General features: G+C 55.2%; 23 protein-coding genes and 1 tRNA gene. 13 read left to right on the top strand and 11 right to left on the bottom strand.

The genetic code is table 11. The features are described from left to right. Nucleotide 1: 1 nt before the first annotated feature. The 7 genes from cdaA to HFM78_RS13775 form a co-directional block, all read right to left on the bottom strand. Nucleotides 2–844: a diadenylate cyclase CdaA gene (gene cdaA, locus HFM78_RS13805; protein ID WP_287130032.1), complete on the bottom strand. Its 843-nt coding sequence runs from the start codon at nt 842–844 to the stop codon at nt 2–4. A gap of 48 nt (nt 845–892) precedes the next feature. Next, a complete protein-coding gene (locus HFM78_RS13800) occupies nt 893–1,864 on the bottom strand; it encodes a carboxypeptidase-like regulatory domain-containing protein (RefSeq protein WP_287130031.1) in 972 nt (323 codons plus the stop codon). 12 nt (nt 1,865–1,876) lie between these two features. After that, entirely contained in the window at nt 1,877–2,851 is a 975-nt protein-coding gene (locus tag HFM78_RS13795) for an outer membrane protein (RefSeq protein ID WP_287130030.1), read from the bottom strand. Between the two features lie 83 nt (nt 2,852–2,934). Next, on the bottom strand, nt 2,935–3,849 hold the full coding sequence (locus HFM78_RS13790) for a carboxypeptidase-like regulatory domain-containing protein (RefSeq protein ID WP_287130029.1): 915 nt from the start codon (nt 3,847–3,849) through the stop codon (nt 2,935–2,937). Nucleotides 3,850–3,859: 10 nt separating this feature from the next. Next, nucleotides 3,860–4,780 carry an ABC transporter substrate-binding protein gene (locus HFM78_RS13785; protein ID WP_287130028.1) on the bottom strand — a complete coding sequence of 307 codons (921 nt, stop codon included), beginning with the start codon at nt 4,778–4,780 and terminating at the stop codon, nt 3,860–3,862. Further along, entirely contained in the window at nt 4,780–5,046 is a 267-nt protein-coding gene (locus tag HFM78_RS13780) for a YggT family protein (RefSeq protein WP_287130027.1), read from the bottom strand. The genes HFM78_RS13785 and HFM78_RS13780 overlap by 1 nt, the downstream gene beginning before the upstream one ends. 52 nt (nt 5,047–5,098) lie before the next feature. Next, on the bottom strand, nt 5,099–5,380 hold the full coding sequence (locus HFM78_RS13775) for a hypothetical protein (protein WP_287130026.1): 282 nt from the start codon (nt 5,378–5,380) through the stop codon (nt 5,099–5,101). Between the two features lie 104 nt (nt 5,381–5,484). Between HFM78_RS13775 and HFM78_RS13770 the strand changes: the two genes are divergently transcribed. Next, nucleotides 5,485–5,557 (top strand) — tRNA-Arg (locus HFM78_RS13770). A 19-nt stretch (nt 5,558–5,576) separates the two neighbouring features. After that, complete coding sequence (locus HFM78_RS13765; protein ID WP_287130025.1) at nt 5,577–6,203, top strand: phycobiliprotein lyase; 627 nt, start codon at nt 5,577–5,579, stop codon at nt 6,201–6,203. Nucleotides 6,204–6,209: 6 nt separating this feature from the next. Here the strand turns inward: HFM78_RS13765 and HFM78_RS13760 are convergent, their stop codons facing one another. Beyond that, nucleotides 6,210–6,653 (bottom strand): Rrf2 family transcriptional regulator, encoded by a 444-nt coding sequence (locus HFM78_RS13760; RefSeq protein WP_287130024.1) that lies wholly within the window; start codon nt 6,651–6,653, stop codon nt 6,210–6,212. 107 nt (nt 6,654–6,760) lie between these two features. Here HFM78_RS13760 and petB point away from each other — a divergent pair, with 107 nt between their 5' ends. The 4 genes from petB to HFM78_RS13745 all read left to right on the top strand — a co-directional run bounded on the left by petB (nt 6,761) and on the right by HFM78_RS13745 (nt 9,720). Beyond that, nucleotides 6,761–7,408, top strand: coding sequence for a cytochrome b6 (gene petB / locus HFM78_RS13755; protein WP_287130023.1), 648 nt, complete (start codon nt 6,761–6,763; stop codon nt 7,406–7,408). A 23-nt stretch (nt 7,409–7,431) separates the two neighbouring features. Beyond that, on the top strand, nt 7,432–7,920 hold the full coding sequence (gene petD / locus HFM78_RS13750; protein ID WP_396033129.1) for a cytochrome b6-f complex subunit IV: 489 nt from the start codon (nt 7,432–7,434) through the stop codon (nt 7,918–7,920). A gap of 181 nt (nt 7,921–8,101) precedes the next feature. Beyond that, nucleotides 8,102–8,389 carry an ATP/GTP-binding protein gene (locus tag HFM78_RS16400; protein ID WP_396033121.1) on the top strand — a complete coding sequence of 96 codons (288 nt, stop codon included), beginning with the start codon at nt 8,102–8,104 and terminating at the stop codon, nt 8,387–8,389. Further along, nucleotides 8,368–9,720: a CPBP family intramembrane glutamic endopeptidase gene (locus HFM78_RS13745; RefSeq protein ID WP_287130021.1), complete on the top strand. Its 1,353-nt coding sequence runs from the start codon at nt 8,368–8,370 to the stop codon at nt 9,718–9,720. Before HFM78_RS16400 ends, HFM78_RS13745 begins: the two co-directional genes overlap by 22 nt. 2 nt (nt 9,721–9,722) lie before the next feature. Here HFM78_RS13745 and HFM78_RS13740 read toward each other — a convergent pair whose 3' ends face one another. Then, nucleotides 9,723–9,968: a hypothetical protein gene (locus HFM78_RS13740; RefSeq protein ID WP_287130020.1), complete on the bottom strand. Its 246-nt coding sequence runs from the start codon at nt 9,966–9,968 to the stop codon at nt 9,723–9,725. 60 nt (nt 9,969–10,028) lie between these two features. On the opposite strand from HFM78_RS13740, the gene HFM78_RS13735 reads away from it, so the two are divergent. Continuing rightward, a complete protein-coding gene (locus HFM78_RS13735) occupies nt 10,029–10,655 on the top strand; it encodes a ribonuclease H-like domain-containing protein (RefSeq protein ID WP_287130019.1) in 627 nt (208 codons plus the stop codon). 493 nt (nt 10,656–11,148) lie between these two features. Then, on the top strand, nt 11,149–14,004 hold the full coding sequence (locus tag HFM78_RS13730) for a choice-of-anchor tandem repeat GloVer-containing protein (protein WP_287130018.1): 2,856 nt from the start codon (nt 11,149–11,151) through the stop codon (nt 14,002–14,004). 83 nt (nt 14,005–14,087) lie between these two features. Here HFM78_RS13730 and uvrC read toward each other — a convergent pair whose 3' ends face one another. Continuing rightward, nucleotides 14,088–15,923 carry an excinuclease ABC subunit UvrC gene (gene uvrC, locus HFM78_RS13725; protein ID WP_287130017.1) on the bottom strand — a complete coding sequence of 612 codons (1,836 nt, stop codon included), beginning with the start codon at nt 15,921–15,923 and terminating at the stop codon, nt 14,088–14,090. Nucleotides 15,924–15,970: 47 nt separating this feature from the next. Further along, nucleotides 15,971–16,186 (bottom strand): hypothetical protein, encoded by a 216-nt coding sequence (locus HFM78_RS13720; RefSeq protein ID WP_287130016.1) that lies wholly within the window; start codon nt 16,184–16,186, stop codon nt 15,971–15,973. Between the two features lie 272 nt (nt 16,187–16,458). Here HFM78_RS13720 and HFM78_RS13715 point away from each other — a divergent pair, with 272 nt between their 5' ends. The 5 genes from HFM78_RS13715 to alaS all read left to right on the top strand — a co-directional run. Next, the gene (locus tag HFM78_RS13715) at nt 16,459–16,875 is read left to right on the top strand and encodes an NUDIX hydrolase (protein ID WP_287130015.1); all 417 of its coding nucleotides are present in this window, start codon (nt 16,459–16,461) and stop codon (nt 16,873–16,875) included. A gap of 57 nt (nt 16,876–16,932) precedes the next feature. After that, on the top strand, nt 16,933–17,895 hold the full coding sequence (locus HFM78_RS13710; protein WP_287130014.1) for an NAD(P)H-binding protein: 963 nt from the start codon (nt 16,933–16,935) through the stop codon (nt 17,893–17,895). 187 nt (nt 17,896–18,082) lie between these two features. After that, a complete protein-coding gene (locus HFM78_RS13705) occupies nt 18,083–18,280 on the top strand; it encodes a chlorophyll a/b-binding protein (RefSeq protein WP_287130013.1) in 198 nt (65 codons plus the stop codon). Between the two features lie 17 nt (nt 18,281–18,297). Further along, nucleotides 18,298–18,672, top strand: a complete 375-nt coding sequence (locus HFM78_RS13700) for a DUF1257 domain-containing protein (RefSeq protein WP_287130012.1) — start codon at nt 18,298–18,300, stop codon at nt 18,670–18,672. A gap of 145 nt (nt 18,673–18,817) precedes the next feature. Then, a partial coding sequence (gene alaS, locus HFM78_RS13695) for an alanine--tRNA ligase (RefSeq protein ID WP_287130011.1) occupies nt 18,818–21,351 on the top strand: 2,534 nt, incomplete at its 3' end.

The following is a 21,351-nucleotide window of genomic DNA, read 5'->3' as shown; positions in this document are numbered from 1 at the left end:
CTCACTCTGGCGTGGCAGGAAAAAGGACTTTTTTCATCCAGACGGGCATGGGTAAAGGTTTAGGCGTGATGGGGACCGTATTCAGCAAGCGGGCCTTGAGTTCTTCCAGAGAGAGCGGACGTTGAATATTGCCTCCCTCCGTCCAAGCAATTGAACCCGTTTCCTCGGAGACGACGATGCAATGGCTATCACTCACCTCCGTCAGGCCAATCGCTGCCCGGTGACGGGTGCCCAGTTGTTTGGAGGGAACCTTATTGGCAATCGGTAGGATCACACCCGCTGCCCAGAGTCGGCCCTCCCGGATGACTACCGCCCCGTCATGGAGCGGGGTGCGCGGCATGAAGAGCGAGACCAACAGTTCACAGGAGAGTTCTGCATTCACCAGGACCCCCGTATCGGAGAGGGTGCGCTCATCCAGGATGGCTCCTTCTAAGACAATCAGGGCCCCGACCCGTTGTTCCGAGAGTTCCTGCACTGCTTCCAAAAGAGCCAGGATTAAAGGACCTTCGCGGTTGGGTTGAGCCGTCGGCAGGAGGTTGGTAATGAAATCTCCTCGGCCCAACTGTTCCAACAGTTTGCGTAACTCCGGCTGAAAAAGTACCGGGATCGCCACCGCTACCCCAATCAGAACCTTGTCTAAGATCAGGTTTAGTAACGTCAGACGGGCCAGAGAACTCAAGAAATAGGCCCCGACCAGGATTAAGAAACCCCGGATCAGCCAGACCGCCCGCGTCCGCCGGACCAGTTGGAAACCCCAGTACAAAAGTAGCCCCACCAGAAACCAATCCAGCGCATCCAGGGGGCCGAAAGCCAAAAGCCAAGTTTTAAAGGCGCGCTCGTCCACGGGTGCCGCCAAACCTGTTTCCAGCGTAGTGACTGGCAGATGCCCCGTCTAGGGCTGGGGCGCGGGGATCAACTCGACTTTGGTACTAGTGGTCTGTCCCGTCGGTTCGGGCCGGGTGTCGCCTAGATATTCTTGCCAGGGATTCGTCGGTCCTTGCCAGCGTTCACTCATTCGTTGGGCAAGCCGGGTAGTCTGGAGCTGGAGTAAGAGGTCGGCCTCGGCGGGGTTTAGCTTGCGGTCGGCCTGTTCCTCGGTCCCCTCCTCAGCTAGGGCTTGGATCTGGAGCGTATCGTCTTTGAACCGCCATAGCTCGACGCGACTCCGCGACATTAAGCGGGTATTTAAACTAAAACTGTCGGGGCGGATCAGGGCGTCGCTACGAGTAACAACCAAGACTTTCACCCCCAAATAACGGAAGAATTCTGCCACCAATGAGGGGTCCGGACGGTCGCGGTCTAAAATCTCTGCCAGGGGCCGTTCTAGGACCTCAACCACGGGCAGAACATCATTGCGTTCGTAATAGACCAAGGGTGCAGTGAGCGGGAATCCCTTGAGCCGCACCAAGTCCTCTGCTAAACGCTGGGCCAGTTGGTCAGTTTTACTCAGCGAACCCACTGCCACAAGTCCCACACGAACCTGGGGCTGGGGCTGAATGAGCGGGGTCAAGGTCGTATTTAAAGCCGTGGTCAAATCTGACTGGAGCCAGACCTTTGTGGCCTGGGACCGATAACCGGGCCGGGTGAACACCACCCCCAAATTCAGACCCGGTAGATCCGCCAGACTGTAACTGCCGCTGGGTCCGGTACGGATAATCCTATCCCCCACCCGGACCTCGACCCCACCCAAGGGTAGCCCCTGACCATCCGTTACCCGTCCGACCAACCGCGCCTTCCTAACTGAGTCCGTTGTGCCCCCCAGAGAAGCCAAATACTTCAGCCGTTGCTGCTCATAGAGCGGGTCAGCGGGCAAGCTGGGGTACTGGGCCAACGTTGTCATGAGTAACCACAATCCCAGTCCCATGGTTGGCACTCATCAGAAGGTAAAGCGTACCCCAAATTCGGCGGAATTGTAGTTCACGCCCTTGGTACTAAAGGCAACCCCCATGGTGTCCTGAAAGCTAGGGCGGCTAGTGGCGAAGTAACGGTAGCCCAGATTGAAGGCCACGTTATCACTCACGTTATAGGTCACCCCAGCGCGGCCCTGATAGGCCAACACCAAACTATTACTCGTGACAAATACGGAGGACCCGGTGAACTCGCCGCAGAGGGTCTGGGCGGCAGGGATGGGTTCGGTAGTTCCGGCTGGGATGATTGTTCCTAAAAACAGGGCCGGACAGGGTGCAGCAATATTGGTCGCCACCACGTTAGCGATCCCCGCGCCGAGCCCCAGGTACACCTGCAACTGATTCGTGATTGGGAAATCGTAATAGGTGTTGAGCAGGAAGGATTGGCTAGAGAAACTGCCCGTCGCCCCCAGGACTCCCCCAAAGCCGTAGACATTACCCTCTTGGTCAATGTAGGCAACTTGTTCGCCCGGTAGGGTAATGAAGGTAACATCGGCGCGTTGGTAGCTGTATTCACCCTCCACCCGGAAACCATTGTTGAAACTGTAGCCCACCGCCGCATTCCCAGAGAAAGCACTGGTCGTGTCGGTCGTAAAGTCAGCCACAGGACCCAGAATGCCTGATTTAATCGTGAGGTCGTTGGTGTTCCCGATACCACCACTGAAAGCGAGGTAAAGATTGCCCTTGGGACGGACGGGTGTACGGTCGTCAGCTAGGGGGACTGGGGTGCCGATTGCCGCAACTAGGGTGGCCTTGTCCTCGGTCACAGGAATACGGACCTCGGGTTGGGTGGTGGGTGACGGACGACGGGTCTGCCGCAGGGAGTCTTCGTACTTGCGGCGTTGGGCTTCATAGAGCGGGTCACTGGGATAGCTGGGATAACTCTGGCCCCACACGGGCAGCAGGGTAACTAGGGCAGCAGTAGCAAGGGCAAAAGCTTTCATGGGGATCTACCCGGTGGATGCCTTGACTATACGAGAAAGTCACGCTAAATTTCCTACGCAATTTCCGCAGTTACGCAGCTAAGTTAGGGCTGAATTTCAACACGGGTCGTATTTACTTGTCGGGGAGTCGGTTCGGGTTTGGTATTGCCCAGGAAGGCCAGCCAGGGACTCTGCTCCCCCTGCCAACGCTGACTAATTAGGTTAGCGAGCTTAGTGGTCTGAATCTGGAGAATGGCATTGGCTTCGGCTTCATTGAGTTGTTGGTCGGCTTTCTCTTCGGTGCGCTCCACAGCGAGATAACGGATCTCCAAAGTATCAGCGCGAAATTGCCACAGTTCGACCCGGCTCCAGAACTTGAGTTGGGTCTGGTTGGTAGTGGATTCTGGTTGGATCAGCGCGTCGGTGCGAGTGACAACGAGGGCCTTGACCCCCAAATAACGGAAGAACTCCGCCACCAACTGCGGGTCCTGGCGGTCGCGGTCCAAAATCTCCGCCAAGGGCCGCCCCAAAACCTCCACCACGGGCAGGACTGCGGCACGGGGTAAAAAAATCAAAGGCTCCACCGCCGGGAACCCCTTGAGCCGGACCAAATCCTCGGCAAACCGTTGCGCCAACAGGTCGGTCTTGGGCAAGGAGCCGACCCCCACTAACCCCACTTTAGTCTGCGGCTGGGGTTGGACGGGCGTAACGAGCGTAGCATCAAGAGCCGCTGTCAACCCTTCCTGGAGCCAGACTTTGGCTTGGAGGGGACGATACTGGGGGTGCTGGAGCGTGATTTCCCAATGAGCACTCCGCAGTTTCTCTAAGGTGTAGGTACCGCTGGCATCAGTCTGGGTGCTGAGGGTACCTAACTGCACTTGGACACCGGGGACGGGTTTGCCCGTCTCATCCACCACCTGTCCCACCAAACGGGCGGTACCTGCGTTGGGTACCGCCCCCGCTACCGGACCCCCGCCCCACCAAAGCAATATCAACAATACCCAGCCCATCGTCCCCATCCTGCATCTCCTAGGCCATGCCCGCTGTCGCCCAGTGCTGAAACCCTTGCTTAGCGAGTCCCGCGAAGGGTTGGGGATGGATAATCTGCGCCAAGATCTCTAAAGAGTCCACCAAGCGCGGGCCGGGGCGGTTGAAATAACTGTTGCCATCCACGACCCAGACGCGGTTCTGACGGACAGCCGGGAGGGTAGACCAGTGGGGCTGACTACGTAAAATCGCGACCTCTGACCACGTGCGTTCCATGGAGAATCCACAGGGCAAAATAACCAGTACTTCCGGCGCAAATTCGGCGATCTCGTCCCAGTGGGCCCGTTGCGAAGGCTGACCAGCGACCCCCCAGGGTGTTCCCCCGGCCTTAGTAACTAGTTCCGGGAACCAATGTCCACTGGCATAGGGCGGGTCTAGCCATTCCAACCCGAAAACACGAGGCCGCGCTAAATCCCTAGCCCCCATAACTACAGACTCAATACGTGCTTGGGCCTGTTGTAGTAAAGCTTGGGCCATCAGCCCGCGACCAGTTGCCCGTCCAATGGTCTCAATGCTCGTGAGGACTTCTGCCAGACTCGTCGGTGAAATCGCCACCACTTTCGGTACAGGGTCTAGTTTCGCAGCAAGGGCGTGGACTAAAGTTTCAGAGACCGCACAGACCTCACAGAGACCCTGGGTGAAGATGATATCGGGCTGGAGTCGTTGCAATGCAGCAAAGTCAAGCCCGTAGAGACTAGCCTCCTGCTGAACCTGCCGTTGGACCTGTTCTTCTATTTCTAAACTGGTCAGGTCATGAGCCAGAGTCGTCGTGGTCACCACCGTCTTGGTCTGAATTGCGGGTGGGTAATCACATTCATGGGTGATCCCCACCAGTTCGTCCACTAATCCCAAGGCACATAAGGCTTCGGTTAAGCTGGGCAGCAACGAGACCAAACGCAGCACTAAACCAATGCTCCCAAGGCCGACTGCGCCACGGCTTGCGCTACATTCAACAACAGAATTGCGACAATAGGCGAGAAGTCAATCCCAGCCAGGGGCGGAATAAACCGACGAAAAATATCCAAATAAGGGTCCGTTAACTGGGAAATCGTAGCCCAAGGCTGCTGGAACCAATCAATGTTGGGAAACCAAGTCAGCAAGATCCGCCCGATGAGGATGTACGAATAAATTTGCAGAAAGTTGACAAAAGAATTAACGATCACATCCATCGTTGCATCATCCCCGCATTCAGGTCCTACTCCCAGGATAATTCAAGAACGACTAATCTGGGGACCGGACATCCTCCAGGGAGGTCAGCCGCTGCCGTGCCGTCTCAATGGCCTCGTTGAGTTGGGTTATTTTCTCTTCAAGACTGCGGCGGGCATCACCCAGGACCTGCTCGGTATTTTTCTGGACTTCTTCTAAGGTCTCTTGCACCGCCATGGGTTTAGCTTGACGCTGGACCTGACTGGTTATCAACGCTCCGACCACCCCGCCAATCACACTGCCGATGAGGACACCCACCGCCAGACCATCCCCGAAACGGTCTGCTTGATTACCCATTGCTCCCCCGACGACAGCACTCCTTAGCCTACTGTATTCACCCCCAAACGCCTACCGTTTAGAGACCGCCGCTAAACTGCCCAGGAATATACACTGGAGTCGGTGCGCTTGTAGCTCAGGGGATAGAGCAACCGCCTTCTAAGCGGTCGGTCGCAGGTTCAAATCCTGCCAGGCGCGTATTTTTGGAGGAATACCCATGTCAGCGATGGAATTTTTTGAGCAGTGCGCGGGCCGCTGGTATTCCCGGAGAGTCAGTCATCATCTGGCGTTTCGTCGGCAGGAAAAGGGTCATTCTGAGATCACCATCACCTGTTTACCCGCAACAGAGCCAACGGTTATTGCCCTCTGCGAACTACACCAAATAGCCCCCGAGCGAGCCAGTGGGGGTGCGTTAGTGACTTGGCGCGGTGCCCTGCAAGGCGATAACAATAACCATGATGGTCGCTCTTTGATGGTCCCGGTCTCTGATGCTGCTGCGGGAACCACCGGAATGCTCTTGCGGGATTTGGGTTATGCCGAGGTTGTCCCGGTTGCTGGACGTTACCAAATTGAACCGGGGAATGTGCTGATGCTCACCACCTGCTATAACGACACGGAGTCCGAGGAGCGGTTTTGGTTCACCGGAGCGAATGTCCGTTTCCGGTGTAGTTCGCTCAAACGTTGGGGCGGCTTGAGTATGACAACCTTCTGTTCAGAGATCCGACTCCAAGAAGAAGAGTCCTTAGAAGCCCTACCCCAAGAGCAACAACTAATGGACCGTCTGGGCCTCCAGGAAACCTTGGTTCCGGCCCTCAGCCAGAGTTTCTCCGCCTGGGGAGGCTGAGGAGCTTCAGATGATGAAATCCGTGTCCTTGCCTTGGGCGGCTTGATGGCTACGGGCATCATGGTACAGGTCTTGAAGGGTGACTTGCTCTAGAGCTTGGGCCATCTGTGCCCCTAACCTCCGCCATAAAGCTAAAGCCACCCAATCTGAACTTGTGGTCGGGTCAGGAGTCCACTTGTCCACGAGGGCCTGATGCTCCCCGACCGCGCGGAGGATTGCCCCCAAGGTAATCTCCTGGGGGGCCCGGGCTAGTCGGTAGCCGCCCTGGGGACCACGCACAGTCTGGACTAAACCTGCTTTACGTAACTTCATGAGAAGTTGCTCCAGGTAGGGCTGGGGGATAGCTTGGCGTTGGCTGATGAGCCGTTGGGGGGTGGGGGCAGCGGAGGGATGGATCAGCAGGTCCAGTAAGGCTTTGACGCTGTAGTGACCACGGGTGGTGAGCTTCATGGATAATTAATGGTCGCGAAAAAATACTTAACAATCCCTGACCCGATCCCCGACCCGTGTGTTAAATTGCTAGGTGTTGAACTGCTCAGCGAAGCTGAGGGATTGCCATGAGCAAAGTTTACGATTGGTTCCAGGAGCGGTTAGAGATTCAGGCGATTGCGGATGACATTACCACTAAGTATGTCCCTCCCCACGTCAATATTTTTTATTGCCTGGGCGGTGTTACTCTCATCTGCTTTTTACTGCAATTTGCGACCGGCTTCGCCATGACGTTTTATTATCGTCCCACAGTGGCAGAAGCGTTCACTTCCGTTGAATACATTATGAACACGGTCAGCTTCGGGTGGCTCATCCGCTCGATCCACCGCTGGAGCGCGTCCATGATGGTCCTTGCCATGATTCTCCACGTTTTTCGTGTTTATCTGACCGGCGGTTTCAAGAAGCCCCGCGAACTGACCTGGGTGACTGGGGTAGCTCTGGCGGGTCTGACGGTGAGTTTCGGGGTGACGGGTTACACCTTGCCCTGGGACCAAGTTGGTTATTGGGCCGCGAGTATCGTGACCGCCGTACCCGGTGCAATTCCGGTGGTGGGTCCAACAGTGGTGGGTCTGCTCCAGGGTGGTCCTGGGATTGGTCAAGAGACCTTGACCCGTTTCTACAGTGCCCACACCTTCTTGTTGCCCTGGTTAACCGCTGTCTTCATGCTGCTACACTTCTTGATGATTCGGAAACAGGGCATCTCCGGTCCCCTGTAAATGTCCACTCAAGCTAGGAGATAATTGCCATGGTGCTAAAGAAGCCTGACTTACAAGACCCAGAATTCGTGGCACTCCTTGAACAGGACATGGGCCACAACAAATACGGGGAACCCTTTTGGCCCAACGACGCGCTGATTTTCGGGGTAGTTATCTTCGGGACGATTGCCAGCATCATCGGCTTGGCAATTCTCGACCCCGCCAAAATTGGTGAACATGCCGACCCCTTCAACACCCTCAACCCCATCTTGCCCGAGTGGTACTTCTACCCGGTGTACCAGATCCTCCGGGTCGTCCCCAACAAACTACTCGGGGTCGTTTTGATGGCGGGTCTGCCCTTGGGTATCCTCATGGCAGTTCCCTTCATTGAGAATGTCAACAAATTCCGTAACCCCTTCCGCCGTCCGGTCGCCATGACCGTATTCTTGGTGGGTACGCTCGTGACCCTCTGGTTGGGTGCCGGGGCTACGGTCCATGACGTAAGCAAGTCCTTGACCTTGGGTCTTTGGTAAATTACTTAACGAATTTGATGGGGCCTTCAATAAGGTCCCTTTTTTTATGCTCATTAAGGATCATCTTTAATCCAGGTTTTCACATTTTAGATGTATTTTGAGAGATCTTTTCTCCAGAAAGGTGCTTTAGGTTCAAAAAAGAGATGTTCTTAAACATTAAGTCACTTCACCTAAAAACCCTGTGCTTGCACAATTCACCGTCGCAAACTTCCTATCTTTCAAGGAAGAAACCACCTTCCGCCTCTTGGCGGCAAAGGGCGACCAGCAGCAACAGGAGCACTTAGTGACAGATGGGGCTGGGAAAGAACGGCATTTACTAAGGACAGCCGCAATCTATGGAGCTAACGGTGCGGGTAAATCAAATCTAGTTAAGGCCATTCGTTTTGCCCGAGACCTGATTGTGGAAGGAACGAAAAGTAAAATAGAGCCATCCAACCCAGGTGAGCGATGCCCCGTTTTTCGTTGTTGACCGTCTGGGTCCTCTGTTTAGCGTCGCTCATCTTGACGGCGATTATCGGGACGCTCACCCAACCCGCCCGCCAGAATCTCCTTGCCCTGTCCGCCGAAGACCTACAGCTAGAACTGCTCTGGCTAGAGAAAGACCCCGCCCTTGGTCCTGTGGTGGCGGGGTTTTTGCCACCGGATGTCCTGGCTGAAACCCGTGATAACTATGCTGAGGTTTACGAGAAGACTCCACCAGCAACCCCTGGCCTAGCTGCTTTACGCCTGAAGTTGGGTCTTTTGTATGCCGAGACGGGGCTGCGGGCGCGGGCTTTACAGTTGTGGCAAGAGGCGGGCACGGGGGGCCAAGTCCTGACGGGTCTCTACCGTGAACCTCCAGTCTTTTCGCCCACGGGTGAAGCAGTGTTGCAACAGACCTTGACGGGTTGGTACCAGCAGGTGGGCTTACAGCGGCTCTACCGCCTGGGGGGACGGGATACGGGTTCCTTCTTAGCTGGAGTCCAAGCGCAAGCGCGGGTTACGTTGTACCGTTTGCTGGTCTTGACGAGTTTGCAGTCGGTGTTGGTGCTCAGTGGCGTGGTCTTCTTAATCCGCGAGGCCCTCCAGTGGCAGAGCGGGAAGCGTAGTTGGGGAAAACCCTGGGTAGTGCCTTGGACGGTGACCGATGCGGTCTGGGTGGTAGCGGGGTGGCTCACGGTATTTCTATTGGGGCTACCTTTCATCGTGATGGCTTTGGTGGGACCGATCCAACGCTGGGTGACCCCGCCGGACTTGGCGAGTGCTTTCACAGGTGCTCTGGGCTACCTGTTGGGCATGGGGGCGGGGTTGGGGTTGTTGTGGTATCGGATTTGGCGGTTATATCCCCTTAGTGAACCTTTCCGGGTCCACGGGCAGGGACTGTCTTGGGCGGGGGGAGCTTATGTTGCTTCGTTGCCCTTAGTCTTTGGGGCGGCGGCTTTGACACAGACCCTAGTGGGGGACCGTGGAGGCGGCAACCAGACCCTGACGGAGATCCTGGGTGCGGAGAATCTGTTGGCTCAAGCAATATTCTTGGTTACCGTGACCATCCTGGCTCCAGTTTTTGAGGAGATCCTGTTTCGGGGATTGCTTTTTACTAGTCTGACGACCGTTTTATCCATTCCCCAGGCCATGCTCCTCTCTGGGCTGGTCTTCGGCGCGATCCATGGCAGTGCGGCGGAACTGTTGCCCCTCTCAGTCCTAGGGGTGGTCTTGGCCTATGCCTACCACCAAACCCGTAACCTCGCCGTACCGATTCTGATTCATTTACTTTTTAATGGCGTGACTTTTGGGACGCTGATTGTGTTGGGGGGAGCCTAGCGTCAATAGTCAAGACTGCTCCCAAATAAAGGCTCGACGTGGATGGCGGCGATACAACTGGGACGGACAATCATATACTCACCTTCGAGGGGCATCGGGATGTTGATGTAGTCATTCCCTGTGCTGGGTTGCATGAAGACCTGTTGCACGATGTCATTGATGTCTTTGTATTGAGTCATCCGGACAGTTTGTTCACTCCCGCCACTGAGGTAGATGTGCATGGCAAATTCAGAAGGTGTGCGCGACATGGGGCAACTCCAAGGATTCCTTAGTCAGTATCCCCCCTGACCCTGTGGTATATGTGGGGGATGCTCGACAATTTTCAGGTTTTTGATAACGACCTCTCGCTAGTGGCCCTCCAGACCTACCAGGACTGCGGAGTTTTGGCTGTAGATACGGAGACGATGGGGCTAGTACCCCGACGTGACCGGCTCTGTTTGGTACAGGTGGGGGATGAACAGGGACGGGTTTCCTTGATCCGATTGGCGCAGGGGATGACGGCGGCTCCCCACTTACAAACGCTTCTTGAGGCGGCGGATTTAGTTAAGATTTTTCACTATGCGCGGTTTGATGTCGGGATGTTGCGCTATCACTTAGGGATTGAGACGCGGGCCGTTTTTTGTACCAAGATCGCCAGTAAACTCGCCCGCACCTATAGTCCCCGTCATGGTCTCAAGGAAGTGGTGCAGGAATTGGTGGGGGTCGAGCTAGATAAAACGGCGCAAAGTTCAGATTGGGGAGCCGTGGGGGAGCTTTCGGAGTCGCAGTTGCGCTATGCCGGGAATGATGTGCGCTATCTCATCCCGGCCTACCTAAAACTCAAACAAATGCTCCACCGCGAGGGCCGACTTGCCCTAGCTGAACGCTGCTTCAATCACCTCAGTACCTTGGTTGAGCTAGATCTCTTAGGGTATGACGATGTGTTTAGTCATTGACGTAGGCTGGACAAGGGCTCTGTGTAGTTATTCAGGCGACCGATAAAAGTAAAACATCGTAGTCATGACCCAGTTGATAGACAAGAATCAAGCAAGTCTGGCTCCCTCAGCCCGATCGGGCTAGGTACAACGGCCCTCAAGACAGGACGAATGGGAACTGACCCGTTGCCAGGACCCGCCAATCTGCACGTAAGTATCGGTATACTGCTCGCGGGCTGACTCATCGTTTCCTTACCTTGCCAGCGGTAGATGGCCTTACCCAACACTGTGACCAGGGGACCCGTACAGCAGGCTTGTTGGTTGGCATTCTCAACTAAGAGCGGTTTCCACCATAGTTCATTGGCTAAGGCTTTTGACGCGGGGGACTAGGCTCAGAGCTTGGCTGGGGGAGATGGCAGTCCCCCAAGATTAAAGATAAGCGCGTTGTCGTCCAGGCGACATGTGAAACAGCATTCTGGCTGTATCGTTACTGGTAACTACTAAGGTGGATGCCATGTCATTCGCCATCAAGGACCTTACCATGTACACCCACAACAGTTCGGTATCCCTCAGGCAATTAGTCCAAGCCCCTGCACCCACTAAAACCCCGGTGAGAAATAGGTCTTGCTCAGTAGCTACTTCTACTTTTCGTTTACTTGCGCTCGTGCTGGTAATGCTCGGTTCTCTGGTTCAGAAAGTCCCGGCCCAGACGCTCACCACCCTAGTAAACTTTAATTACACCAATGGGACCTATCCTTTAGCCAAATTGGTACAGGGTACGGATGGTAACTTCTATGGCACAACCAGCCAAGGAGGTAATGCAACCATTTGCGTCAACTCGGCTAGAACGGTTGTTGGCTGTGGCACAGTATTTCGGATGACCCCCGGTGGTACTATCACTACCCTAATCAATTTTAATGGGGCCAATGGAGCCTTTCCCTTGGCTGGATTGGTGCAGGGTAGCGATGGTAATTTCTATGGCACAACCTTCAGCGGGAGCAATTCGATCGGGGGTACGGTATTTCGGATGACCCCCAGTGGTAGCCTCACTACCCTAGTTAACTTCAACGGCAATAATGGTACCTATCCGACGGGTGGATTAGTGCAGGGCACAGATGGTAACTTCTATGGCATGACTTCTAGTGATAGTACCTCAACCGCAACTTGTCCCGATTTTGGCTGTGGCACGGTATTTCGGATGACTCCCAGTGGTAGCCTCACCACGTTAGTCCGGTTTAATAGCACTAACGGCAGCTCCCCTCAAGCTAGCTTGGTACAAGGCAGTGACAGCAACTTCTACGGCACCACGGCTGAAGGAGGCAACTTCAATTACGGTACGGTATTTCGGGTCACGGCTAGTGGTACGCTCACGACCCTGGTTAGCTTTGACTTCACCAATGGAGCTTTTCCCACTGCCGCCTTGATCCAAGGCACTGATGGCAACTTCTACAGTACGACTGTTGGGGGCGGCAGTCATGGCTTAGGGACGGTGTTTCGGATGACGGCTAGTGGCACCCTCACCACCTTGGTTAACTTCAATGGTACCAATGGTGATGTTCCCTATGCTGAATTGGTTGAGGGGAGTGACGGTAACTTTTATGGTACGACGATCTATGGCGGCAGTTCAACTAATTGCTTTGACTCGCTCATTGGCAGCTTTGATAGCTGCGGTACGGTATTTCGGGTCACGGCTAGTGGTACGCTCACAACCCTGATTAACTTCAACAATGCCACTGGTTACAATCCCTACGCTGGCTTGGTACAGAGCACTGATAATAACTTCTATGGCACTACCATTGGTGGTGGCAGTTCTGGTTATGGCACGGTGTTTCGGCTAAGTGAAGTTATAGCAGCGGTTCCGACGATTACTAGTGTCACACCGATGACTGGCGAGGTTGGAACCTCTGTGGTTATTACTGGCACCAATTTCACTGGGGTGACGACAGTTAAGTTCAATGTCACTAATGCGACTAGTTTTGTCGTCAACTTGCCCACTCAAATTACGGTCACGGTTCCAATCGGCGCAACGACAGGAGCAGTCAGCGTTACAACTCCAGGAGGCACAGCTATAGGCGGTTCTTTCACCGTAATTTTCCCGAGTTCGCTACCGACTATCAGCAGCTTCACGCCAACGAGTGGTGCCGTGGGAACTTCTGTGGTTATTACCGGCACTAATCTCGCCGGAGCGACAGCCGTAAAGTTCGGTACGGCTAATGCGACTAGTTTTGCGGTTAACTCCCCTACCCAGATCACCGCGACAGTTCCGAACGGAGCCACGACAGGCGAGCTTACCGTTACAACGCCAAGCGGCACGGCTGTAGGCGGCATTTTCACCTTGATCTTGCCGGTGCCGACAACGATTAGTAGCTTCTTCCCCACGGTAGGACCCCCGACTACCCGCGTTACCCTTACTGGGACCAACTTCACCGGAGTCACCAGCGTTACGCTTAATGGGACTACTGCCGCCTTTACCATCAACTCCGCTACTCAAATCACCCTCATCGTTCCGACGGGGGCCACCAGTGGGGCTATTGCCGTTACCACGACCAGCGGTACTACCAGTAAGAGTGGCTACCGCGTCACCCCCTACGCAATCCGGGCGGCGGGTTGGCAACTGGTCAATGCTGGAGACTTCAACGCCGATGGACAGTCAGACCTCATCTGGCGTAACTACACCACGGGGGAGAATGCCATCTGGTTGATGAATGGCACCAGCTTTTCCTCGTCGGTTTTGTTGGGCAGTGTGACAGATCTGACTTGGCAGTTGGTCGGTGCGGCGGATATGACCCAGGACGGTAAACTTGACCTGCTCTGGCGCAACTATGCCACAGGTGAAAACGCGCTCTGGCAGATGGACGGGACGAACTTTATAACAGGCTTTCCCATCGATACGGTTACAGACTTCACCTGGCAACTGATTGGAGCGGCGGACTACAGTGGCGACGGGCAACCCGACCTGCTCTGGCGCAACTACACCACCAGTCAGAATGCAATTTGGGTGATGAATGGGGTTGCCTACAACGGAGCCGCCGACCTAGGGCCGATTGATCTGGCTTGGCAAATGGTGTCGCCTGGGCCAACGTCTCGGGGCGGGAGTTTCAATGGTGACGCGGCGGTGGACATCCTGTGGCGCAATCTCATTACCACGGATAATGCGGTGTGGTACATGAATCAGACGGTCTTGATTCAAGGAGTTTTACTACCCGCTCTACCGGATACCAATTGGCAAATGATTGGGTCGGGAGATTTTGATGGCGACAACCAACCGGATCTAATCTGGCGGAACTTTATCACTGGGGATAATGCAATCTGGTTAATGAATGGTGTCGGGCTTGAGGTAGGGGTTTCCCTCGGCAGTGTCTCTCCCTAATCTCTATCCCTCACTAGCTATTCGCTAGCCACTATCCACGCTCTTCTGCCTTGGTCTTCCCACGCATGAGGCAGAAGGGCTTGTTAGGTCAATACACCCTCACGTAAGAACTGATGGACAGTTGTGGCGAGTTGGATACTGATACCGGGGACGGTGGCAATCTCGGAGACCGAAGCTTCCTGGAGTTTGCGGAGGGAGCCAAAGTGTTCGATAAGTTTCTTTTGACGGGCGGGACCCAGACCAGGGATGTCAGCCAATACCGAACGAGTCATCCGTTTGCCGCGCAGGTCGCGGTGGAAGGTGATGGCGAAACGGTGGGCCTCGTCGCGGACCTGTTGCAACAAGCGTAAGGCCGAGTCACTGAGGTCCAGTTGCAAAGACCGAGAGCTACCAGGACGGAAAATCTCTTCAAGTCGCTTGGCAAGCCCAATCACCGGTAGGTCTTCTAGCCCCAGTTCCTCTAGCACGGCATAACTGGCACTGAGTTGCCCTTTCCCGCCATCAATCACCACGAGGTCAGGGAGGGGGTCCTTGCCTGTAAACCGCCTGCGGATCACCTCTGCCATGGAAGCAAAGTCATCGGGGGCACCCGCTACCACTTTAGGGTCGCGGATCTTGTATTTGCGGTAGTGTTCCTTGGCGGGCTTACCATCCACAAAGACCACCCGCGAAGCCACCGTGTCCGTGCCCTGGATATGCGAGATGTCATAACACTCAATGCGCTGGGGTAAAGAGGGCAGTTCCAGAGCTTGCGTCAGACGGACCAGACCCTCGGACCCCACCTGCGAAGCGCGGGCCATCCGCTCTAGCTCGACTTGGGCGTTGCGGCTGACCAGTTCAATCAACTCGGCCTTAGTCTGGCGTTGGGGGTGTTGGATCTCGACGACTCTGCCGCGCTTACTCCGTAACCAGTCCTCTAACAGTTCCAAGTCTGGGAGTAGGTGGGAGACGAGAATTTCACCAGGAATCTCCTCATTACTGAGAGTTTGATAGTGTTCCTGGATCACACTTTGGATCAGGGTTGCCGGGTCATCGCCATGGTTCTGAAAGGAGAATCCCAACCGCCCAATTAAGCGACCCGCCCGCACCTGGAAGAGTTGGACACAGCCCCGGTGAGCATCCATCGCCACCGCCAAGGCATCGCGGTTCACCTCCGCGTCGGGGATGGCGAGCTTCTGCTTCTCCGTCAGGGCCTCTAGGTTCTGGATTTGGTCGCGCAACCGGGCCGCCCGCTCAAACTCCATCAAGGCGGCGGACTCTGCCATTTGGGTACTCAAGCTCGTTACTAATTCCTGGACCCGGCCCTGCAAGACCCACTGCACCGCTTGCATGGTCTGGCGATAGTCCGCTGGGGAGACCAGCCGTTGACAGACCCCAGGACAGCGACCAAGGTCATAGTTGATGCAGGGGCGGTCTTTAAAAAGCACCGTCCCGCGCTGACGTAGGGAGAAGTTGCGCTTAAGGAAACCAACCATTTGGTGCGCCGCCCCCGCATCCACGTAGGGACCAAAATATTTATCCTTGGGGTTGCGGTAACCACGGGGCCGCGTGACGAATAGGCGCGGATATTCCTCTGACCAAGTGATACAAATTGAAGGGTACTGTTTATCATCTTTGAGTAAGACGTTATAGCGCGGCTGGAGACGCTTAATTAACGTTTCTTCGAGGGTCAGAGCCTCAGCTTCGGTATCAGTAACAATCAACTCTACATCCCCGACCTGCTGGACCATCACCTGAATTCGGGGCGAGAGTTGTTGACCGGGCTGGAAGTAACTGCGGACCCGGTTACGGAGGTTTTTCGCCTTGCCCACGTAGAGCAACTCCCCAGTGGGGGTCCGCATCTGGTAAATCCCTGGACTCGTCGGGAGGTTTGCCATACGTTCGCTCAGACGGGCGGGGTCATGAAGAAGTAGCTGCACCAGGCGATTCCTAGATGGACCTTTCGATCCTAGCGCAGCCAGCAGCTTCAAGCGTGGACTTTACGCCAATCGCGGTAGGGGGCACCAGAGTCCCCATTCCAACACACAGCGCAGCCCTGCTCGCCCATGCCCTCCGCCATTTTGACGGCCTGCGCGCGGGGTTGGACACGGGTATAGACGAGGACATTGTCTTGGTAAACACTGACGGTGCAGGTATCAGGATGTAGCACATGCGGCCTTAATTCAACACGCGTTCCAGACATAGATCCTCCTAAGATTGGGTCAAAAAACTATCAAGTCTTCTGGCTCTTCCACGCAAACTTGATACAACAATTATGCTGGAGATCATTCATCGGTGAAGGTATTCGATATAAAACTTAGAGTTATTGATATGAGTCTAATTACTCATTAAAAACATCCAAATTATCGCAAACATATAAATTTTTTAATAGCTTCCTAAACTTCCTAAGCTGTATACCACGCGCTTCTACGGTCGCAACATTTAGGTAGGATTTAACTAGTTGCAGGAAAATTCATGACCGTGTTGGCTGCTGGTGGGGTGGTCTATCGCCCCCAATCCCCTGATTTTGCTGTTGTTTTAGTTGTTCCCGTCCGTGAACCGGGCCGCTGGGCACTCCCCAAGGGCCATCAAGACCCTGGTGAGACCCTGCTGGAGACAGCCTTGCGCGAAGTGCGGGAGGAGACGGGACTCCTTGTCGAGATGCAGTGCAGTCTGGGCTACGTCGAGTATTGGTACCAACTGCATAAACAGGCTGTCCACAAGCAGGTCCACTACTACTTGATGACGCCCGTGGGTGGAGATTTCGCCGACCATGACCATGAGATGACTGAGGTGGTCTGGGTGCCACTGACTGAAGCCCTAACCAAGATTACTTTTCAGACCGAACGCGAGATCCTCCAACGCGCCCAACGGCAACTCACCCAGGGCTAGGGCGGTGGCACGGACGGGAGGAGTGATGTAATATTTTCTTAAGAAACTGGCATAAACATGAACATTTTGATGGTGGGGGGTACGGGGACCTTGGGTCGGCAGATCGTCCGCCGCCTGTTGGACGAGGGCCATAGCGTGACCGGCTACGTCCGCGACCGAGAAAAAGCCCAATTCCTCGAAGGCTGGGGTGCCCGACTCTTCACGGGAGACCTGCGCGACCTTAATAACCTCCCCGCCGCCCTAGAAGGTGTAGAAGCGGTCATCACCACGGCGAGTTCCGGGGCGGGCATCAAGGGAAATACCATCCGTGAAGTGGATGACCAGGGTAATCGTCGCCTCATTGATGGCTGTAAGGCGGCTGGGGTCGGGCTGGTCATCTTTACCTCGATCCTCCAGTGCGACCAGTATCCCCAAGTCAGGCTGATGCAAGTGAAACAGGAGATTGAAGTCTACCTACAGCAGTCGGGCTTGAATCACATCATTTTTCGACCAGGAGCCTTTATTCAAGGTCTGGTCTCCCAGTACGCAATTCCGGTCCTCGAACGTAAACCCGTGCAAGTCATGGGCGAGTCTTCGCCAATTGCCTATGTCAGCACCCTAGATGTCGCCCGGTTCTACGTTGCGGCCCTGACGATGCCCAAACAATGGAACCAGATTCATAGCCTTGCTGGACCGCGTTACTGGACGGCCTTCGAGATTATTGACCTCTGTGATGAACTCGCCGGACTCGAACAAAGCCCCCGGATCAGTCGCTTACCTCTGAGTTTCATGCGCTTTTTGCGTCAAGCCATGAAATATTTCGAGTGGTTCCGCTATTCCGCCGATTTCTTTGAGTTTGCGGAGGTCGTCGCCAATGGACGGGACTTCGGCGTACCCATGGCAGAGACCTGTGCCCGCTTCCAGATCCCCACGGCTGAGTTGATGGATGTGGAAGTTTTCTTGCGGAACTACTATCAAAAAGTCAAACAGAAGCTGCGCGAAAAAAATTACAAAGAGCCCAAAGTCCGTTCGCCCTTTTGATTTGAGCCCATGGCTCCCTTGATACTACTTGCATTCACCCTAGCTAAAGTGCAAGGAAACCAGTCTAAAGACCTATATTCACCCGAGCCCTAATCTGCTCCAAGAAGAGACATATCCCCCACTAACGAGAGAGAGGGAACCGCGCAACAATTCTTTAGGATTGGTGCAACAACTCAAGGAGCCGACCATGCAATCCAAGCCTCGCACCACTGAAGCTGATCCCATCGCCCCCGCCTATGACCGTAACGAGTTCCGTTTTGGTTTCACACCCCAAGCTGAGATTTGGAATGGTCGTTTTGCAATGATTGGTTTTGTTGCCTATTTGCTGTGGGACCTCGGGGGTTACAGTGTGGTCCGCGATGTGTTGGGCCTTGTATCTCGCTAAAGCGACGGAGCCCAATGATGTCTCACTTTACTTCGTTGCCCACCAGACTGACAGACGCTGAAATTCTCATCACCTCCCTGCGTGACTTGGGCCTTGTGGTGCAAACCCAGACCGAAGTCCGGGGCGAGAATTGCCAGCGTCTCCAGGCTGAGATTGTGGCGGTCCTAGCTGGCGGTTTTGACCTAGGCTGGACCCGTAACCCCGATGGCACCTTCAATCTGGTCGGCGACCTCTGGGGTGTGGCCCGCAAGCACAATCAAACCCGACTCATCCAGGCCATCAACCAGCGTTACGTAATTAACCGCACCCTAGCCCAAGCCAAGGTGACAGGCCACCGGGTCGTTGCTCAGACCGTAGGTGAGGGGACCCAACGTCTTACCCTGACCCGCTAAGCAGCCCCCCCGCCCCACGAATGGGGAGCGGAGCCTAAGACTAGTTTCAGTCAATGAACTGATGACTGGCGTTGGCTTTGTCCCCCCACTAGTGGGGGCTAGGGGGCCGCTTAAGCCAAAATAGGAAAAGTGTTGGCAGGCTGTAATGTTTCCTTTTCGCACTGGTCCTGAGATCCGCCGTGCTTTTTTAGATTTTTATCGGGAGCGGGGGCACGTTGAATTACCCAGTGCTTCTTTAATTCCGGCGGACCCGACCGTGCTGTTGACTATTGCCGGGATGTTACCCTTCAAACCGGTCTTCCTGGGCCAAGAAGCTCCCCCGGCACCCCGCGCCACCACAAGCCAAAAGTGTGTCCGCACCAACGATATCGAGAATGTGGGCCGGACGGCCCGCCACCATACATTTTTTGAGATGTTGGGGAATTTCTCCTTTGGGGATTACTTCAAAAAAGAAGCGATCACTTGGGCCTGGGAACTGTTGACAACGGTTTATCACTTGCCCCCCGGACGGTTGTGGGTGAGCGTCTTTACGGAAGATGACGAAGCTTTAGGGATCTGGCGCGATGTTGTCGGGATACCGGAACACCGGATTCAACGGATGGGGGCGGACTCGAACTTCTGGGTTTCAGGTCCTACGGGGCCTTGTGGTCCTTGTTCGGAGATTTATTATGATTTTCATCCTGAGCTTGGCGAGCAAGGGATTGACCTGGATGATGACACTCGTTTTCTGGAAATTTATAATCTCGTTTTTATGCAGTACAACCGAGATAGCGTTGGTGTCCTGACTCCTCTAGCGCAACAGAATATTGATACCGGGCTGGGACTAGAACGTTTAGCTCAAGTCCTCCAACAGGTACCTAATAACTATGAAACGGACTTGGTTTACCCTCTGATTGAGACCACGGCTACCCTGGCTAATCTGATTTATCCCGCAGCGACGGACGAAGAAAAACGCTCCCTCAAAATCATCGCTGACCACCTCCGCGCCGTGAGCCATCTCATTGCCGATGGGGTTACGCCCGCCAATCTGGGCCGTGGCTATGTGTTGCGTCGTCTGATTCGCCGCGCGATCCGTCACGGGCGGCTCTTGGGCATTAAAGAACCTTTTACGCCCGTTGTGGCCCAGACTGTCATTCAGCTTTACAACAAGACCTATCCCCAACTCACTACCAAACAAGCCTGGATCGAGCAGGTCCTCCGTGTCGAAGAACAGCAGTTTCGGCGCACCCTGGAAACGGGTGAACGTTTGCTAGAGCGCATTCTTGCTAAACATCCGCCCATGATTACCGGGGCTGAAGCGTTCATGCTCTACGACACCTACGGCTTCCCCCTCGAACTGACAGAGGAAGTGGCAAACGAGCAGGGGGTCGCCGTGGACCAAGCAGGCTACCACCAGGAGATGGAGCGGCAGCAGGTCCGGGCCAAGTCCGCCCACCAGACCCTCGACTTGACGCAGCAGGGCGGTCAGGAACTCAGTGAGATTGCTCAAACTGAATTTCTTGGCTACTTGCATACCCAGGGCAGCGGGACCGTCGTGGCTCTCTTTGTCGCCCAACAACTAGTTGAGCAGGTCGCAGCGGGCGATGAAGTTAAAGTCGTCCTCAATAGTTCACCTTTTTACGCTGAGTCTGGGGGCCAAGTCGGAGACCGGGGCTATCTCGCCACCGCGACAGCGCGGGTCCGGGTCCTGGATGTCCAGAAACAAGGCGATATTTACTTGCACCACGGCGAAGTCGAGACGGGCACCCTCCAAGTCGGGGATACAGTCCAGGCTCAAGTAGACGAAGACCTGCGCCGCCGCGCCCGCGCCCACCACACCGCCACCCACCTCTTGCAGTCGGCCCTCAAGCAACTGGTGGACCCCAATATCACCCAGGCCGGTTCCTTGGTCGCCTTTGACCGTTTGCGCTTTGACTTTAATTGCCCACGGTCCTTGACGGAAGACGAAGTGGAGCAAGTCGAGACCTTAGTTAACCGTTGGGTCAGTGAAGCCCATCCCCTCACCATTGAGGTCTTGCCCATCGCTGAGGCCAAAGCACGGGGCGCGGTGGCAATGTTTGGCGAGAAGTACGGAGCGGAAGTGCGGGTCATTGATGTAGCTAATGTGAGTATGGAACTCTGCGGCGGTATCCATGTCCACAACACCAGTGAAATTGGTCTCTTCAAGATCCTGGGCGAGACTGGGGTTGCCGCCGGAGTGCGCCGGATTGAAGCGGTGGCTGGGCCGAGTACCGCTGATTACCTGAAAGTCCGCGATAAGATTACCCGCCAACTCAGCAACGAGTTTAAAGTCACTGTCGAAGAAGTCCCCGCCCGGATTGTCGGCCTCCAACAGGAACTACGGCGCACCCAACGCGAACTCGAACAGACCCAGACCGAACTCGCTACCCTCCGCGTCCTCGCCCTCGCCAACCAAGCTGTCGCCCTGGGTGAATTCAAAACCGTAGTCGCTGAAGTGCCCCCCGCCCAACCCGACGCCCTCAAGAGTGCCGCCGAGCGGTTGGCCCAGAAGATTGGCGGTGCCGTCGTCCTCGCCACCAGGGATGCGGGCAAAGTCACCCTCGTCGTCGCCTTCAGTCCCGCCATCGTCCAACGGGGCCTTAATGCCGGGAAATTTATTGCCCAAGTTGCCGGAAAGTTTGGTGCCAGAGGCGGTGGTCGGCCCAACCTCGCCCAAGC

This window comes from Candidatus Cyanaurora vandensis, from assembly GCF_013285555.1.
GTDB classification, from domain to species: domain Bacteria; phylum Cyanobacteriota; class Cyanobacteriia; order Gloeobacterales; family Anthocerotibacteraceae; genus Cyanaurora; species Cyanaurora vandensis.
The sequence above is the reverse complement of the archived record's forward strand: the minus strand, read 5'-3'. Positions and strand labels throughout refer to the sequence as shown.

What these genes read in the sequence shown, in the direction of transcription:
- petB (WP_287130023.1), top strand. Translation starts at nt 6,761, where the DNA reads ATGAGCAAAGTTTACGATTGGTTCCAGGAGCGGTTAGAGATTCAGGCG.
- HFM78_RS13715 (WP_287130015.1), top strand. Translation starts at nt 16,459, where the DNA reads ATGACCGTGTTGGCTGCTGGTGGGGTGGTCTATCGCCCCCAATCCCCT.
- HFM78_RS13775 (WP_287130026.1), bottom strand. Translation starts at nt 5,380, where the DNA reads ATGGGTAATCAAGCAGACCGTTTCGGGGATGGTCTGGCGGTGGGTGTC.
- HFM78_RS13705 (WP_287130013.1), top strand. Translation starts at nt 18,083, where the DNA reads ATGCAATCCAAGCCTCGCACCACTGAAGCTGATCCCATCGCCCCCGCC.
- HFM78_RS13780 (WP_287130027.1), bottom strand. Translation starts at nt 5,046, where the DNA reads ATGGATGTGATCGTTAATTCTTTTGTCAACTTTCTGCAAATTTATTCG.
- HFM78_RS13790 (WP_287130029.1), bottom strand. Translation starts at nt 3,849, where the DNA reads ATGGGGACGATGGGCTGGGTATTGTTGATATTGCTTTGGTGGGGCGGG.
- HFM78_RS13745 (WP_287130021.1), top strand. Translation starts at nt 8,368, where the DNA reads ATGCCCCGTTTTTCGTTGTTGACCGTCTGGGTCCTCTGTTTAGCGTCG.
- HFM78_RS13760 (WP_287130024.1), bottom strand. Translation starts at nt 6,653, where the DNA reads ATGAAGCTCACCACCCGTGGTCACTACAGCGTCAAAGCCTTACTGGAC.
- HFM78_RS13795 (WP_287130030.1), bottom strand. Translation starts at nt 2,851, where the DNA reads ATGAAAGCTTTTGCCCTTGCTACTGCTGCCCTAGTTACCCTGCTGCCC.
- HFM78_RS13730 (WP_287130018.1), top strand. Translation starts at nt 11,149, where the DNA reads ATGTCATTCGCCATCAAGGACCTTACCATGTACACCCACAACAGTTCG.
- HFM78_RS13765 (WP_287130025.1), top strand. Translation starts at nt 5,577, where the DNA reads ATGTCAGCGATGGAATTTTTTGAGCAGTGCGCGGGCCGCTGGTATTCC.
- HFM78_RS13735 (WP_287130019.1), top strand. Translation starts at nt 10,029, where the DNA reads ATGCTCGACAATTTTCAGGTTTTTGATAACGACCTCTCGCTAGTGGCC.
- HFM78_RS13700 (WP_287130012.1), top strand. Translation starts at nt 18,298, where the DNA reads ATGTCTCACTTTACTTCGTTGCCCACCAGACTGACAGACGCTGAAATT.
- HFM78_RS13720 (WP_287130016.1), bottom strand. Translation starts at nt 16,186, where the DNA reads ATGTCTGGAACGCGTGTTGAATTAAGGCCGCATGTGCTACATCCTGAT.
- HFM78_RS13710 (WP_287130014.1), top strand. Translation starts at nt 16,933, where the DNA reads ATGAACATTTTGATGGTGGGGGGTACGGGGACCTTGGGTCGGCAGATC.
- HFM78_RS13740 (WP_287130020.1), bottom strand. Translation starts at nt 9,968, where the DNA reads ATGTCGCGCACACCTTCTGAATTTGCCATGCACATCTACCTCAGTGGC.
- HFM78_RS13800 (WP_287130031.1), bottom strand. Translation starts at nt 1,864, where the DNA reads ATGGGACTGGGATTGTGGTTACTCATGACAACGTTGGCCCAGTACCCC.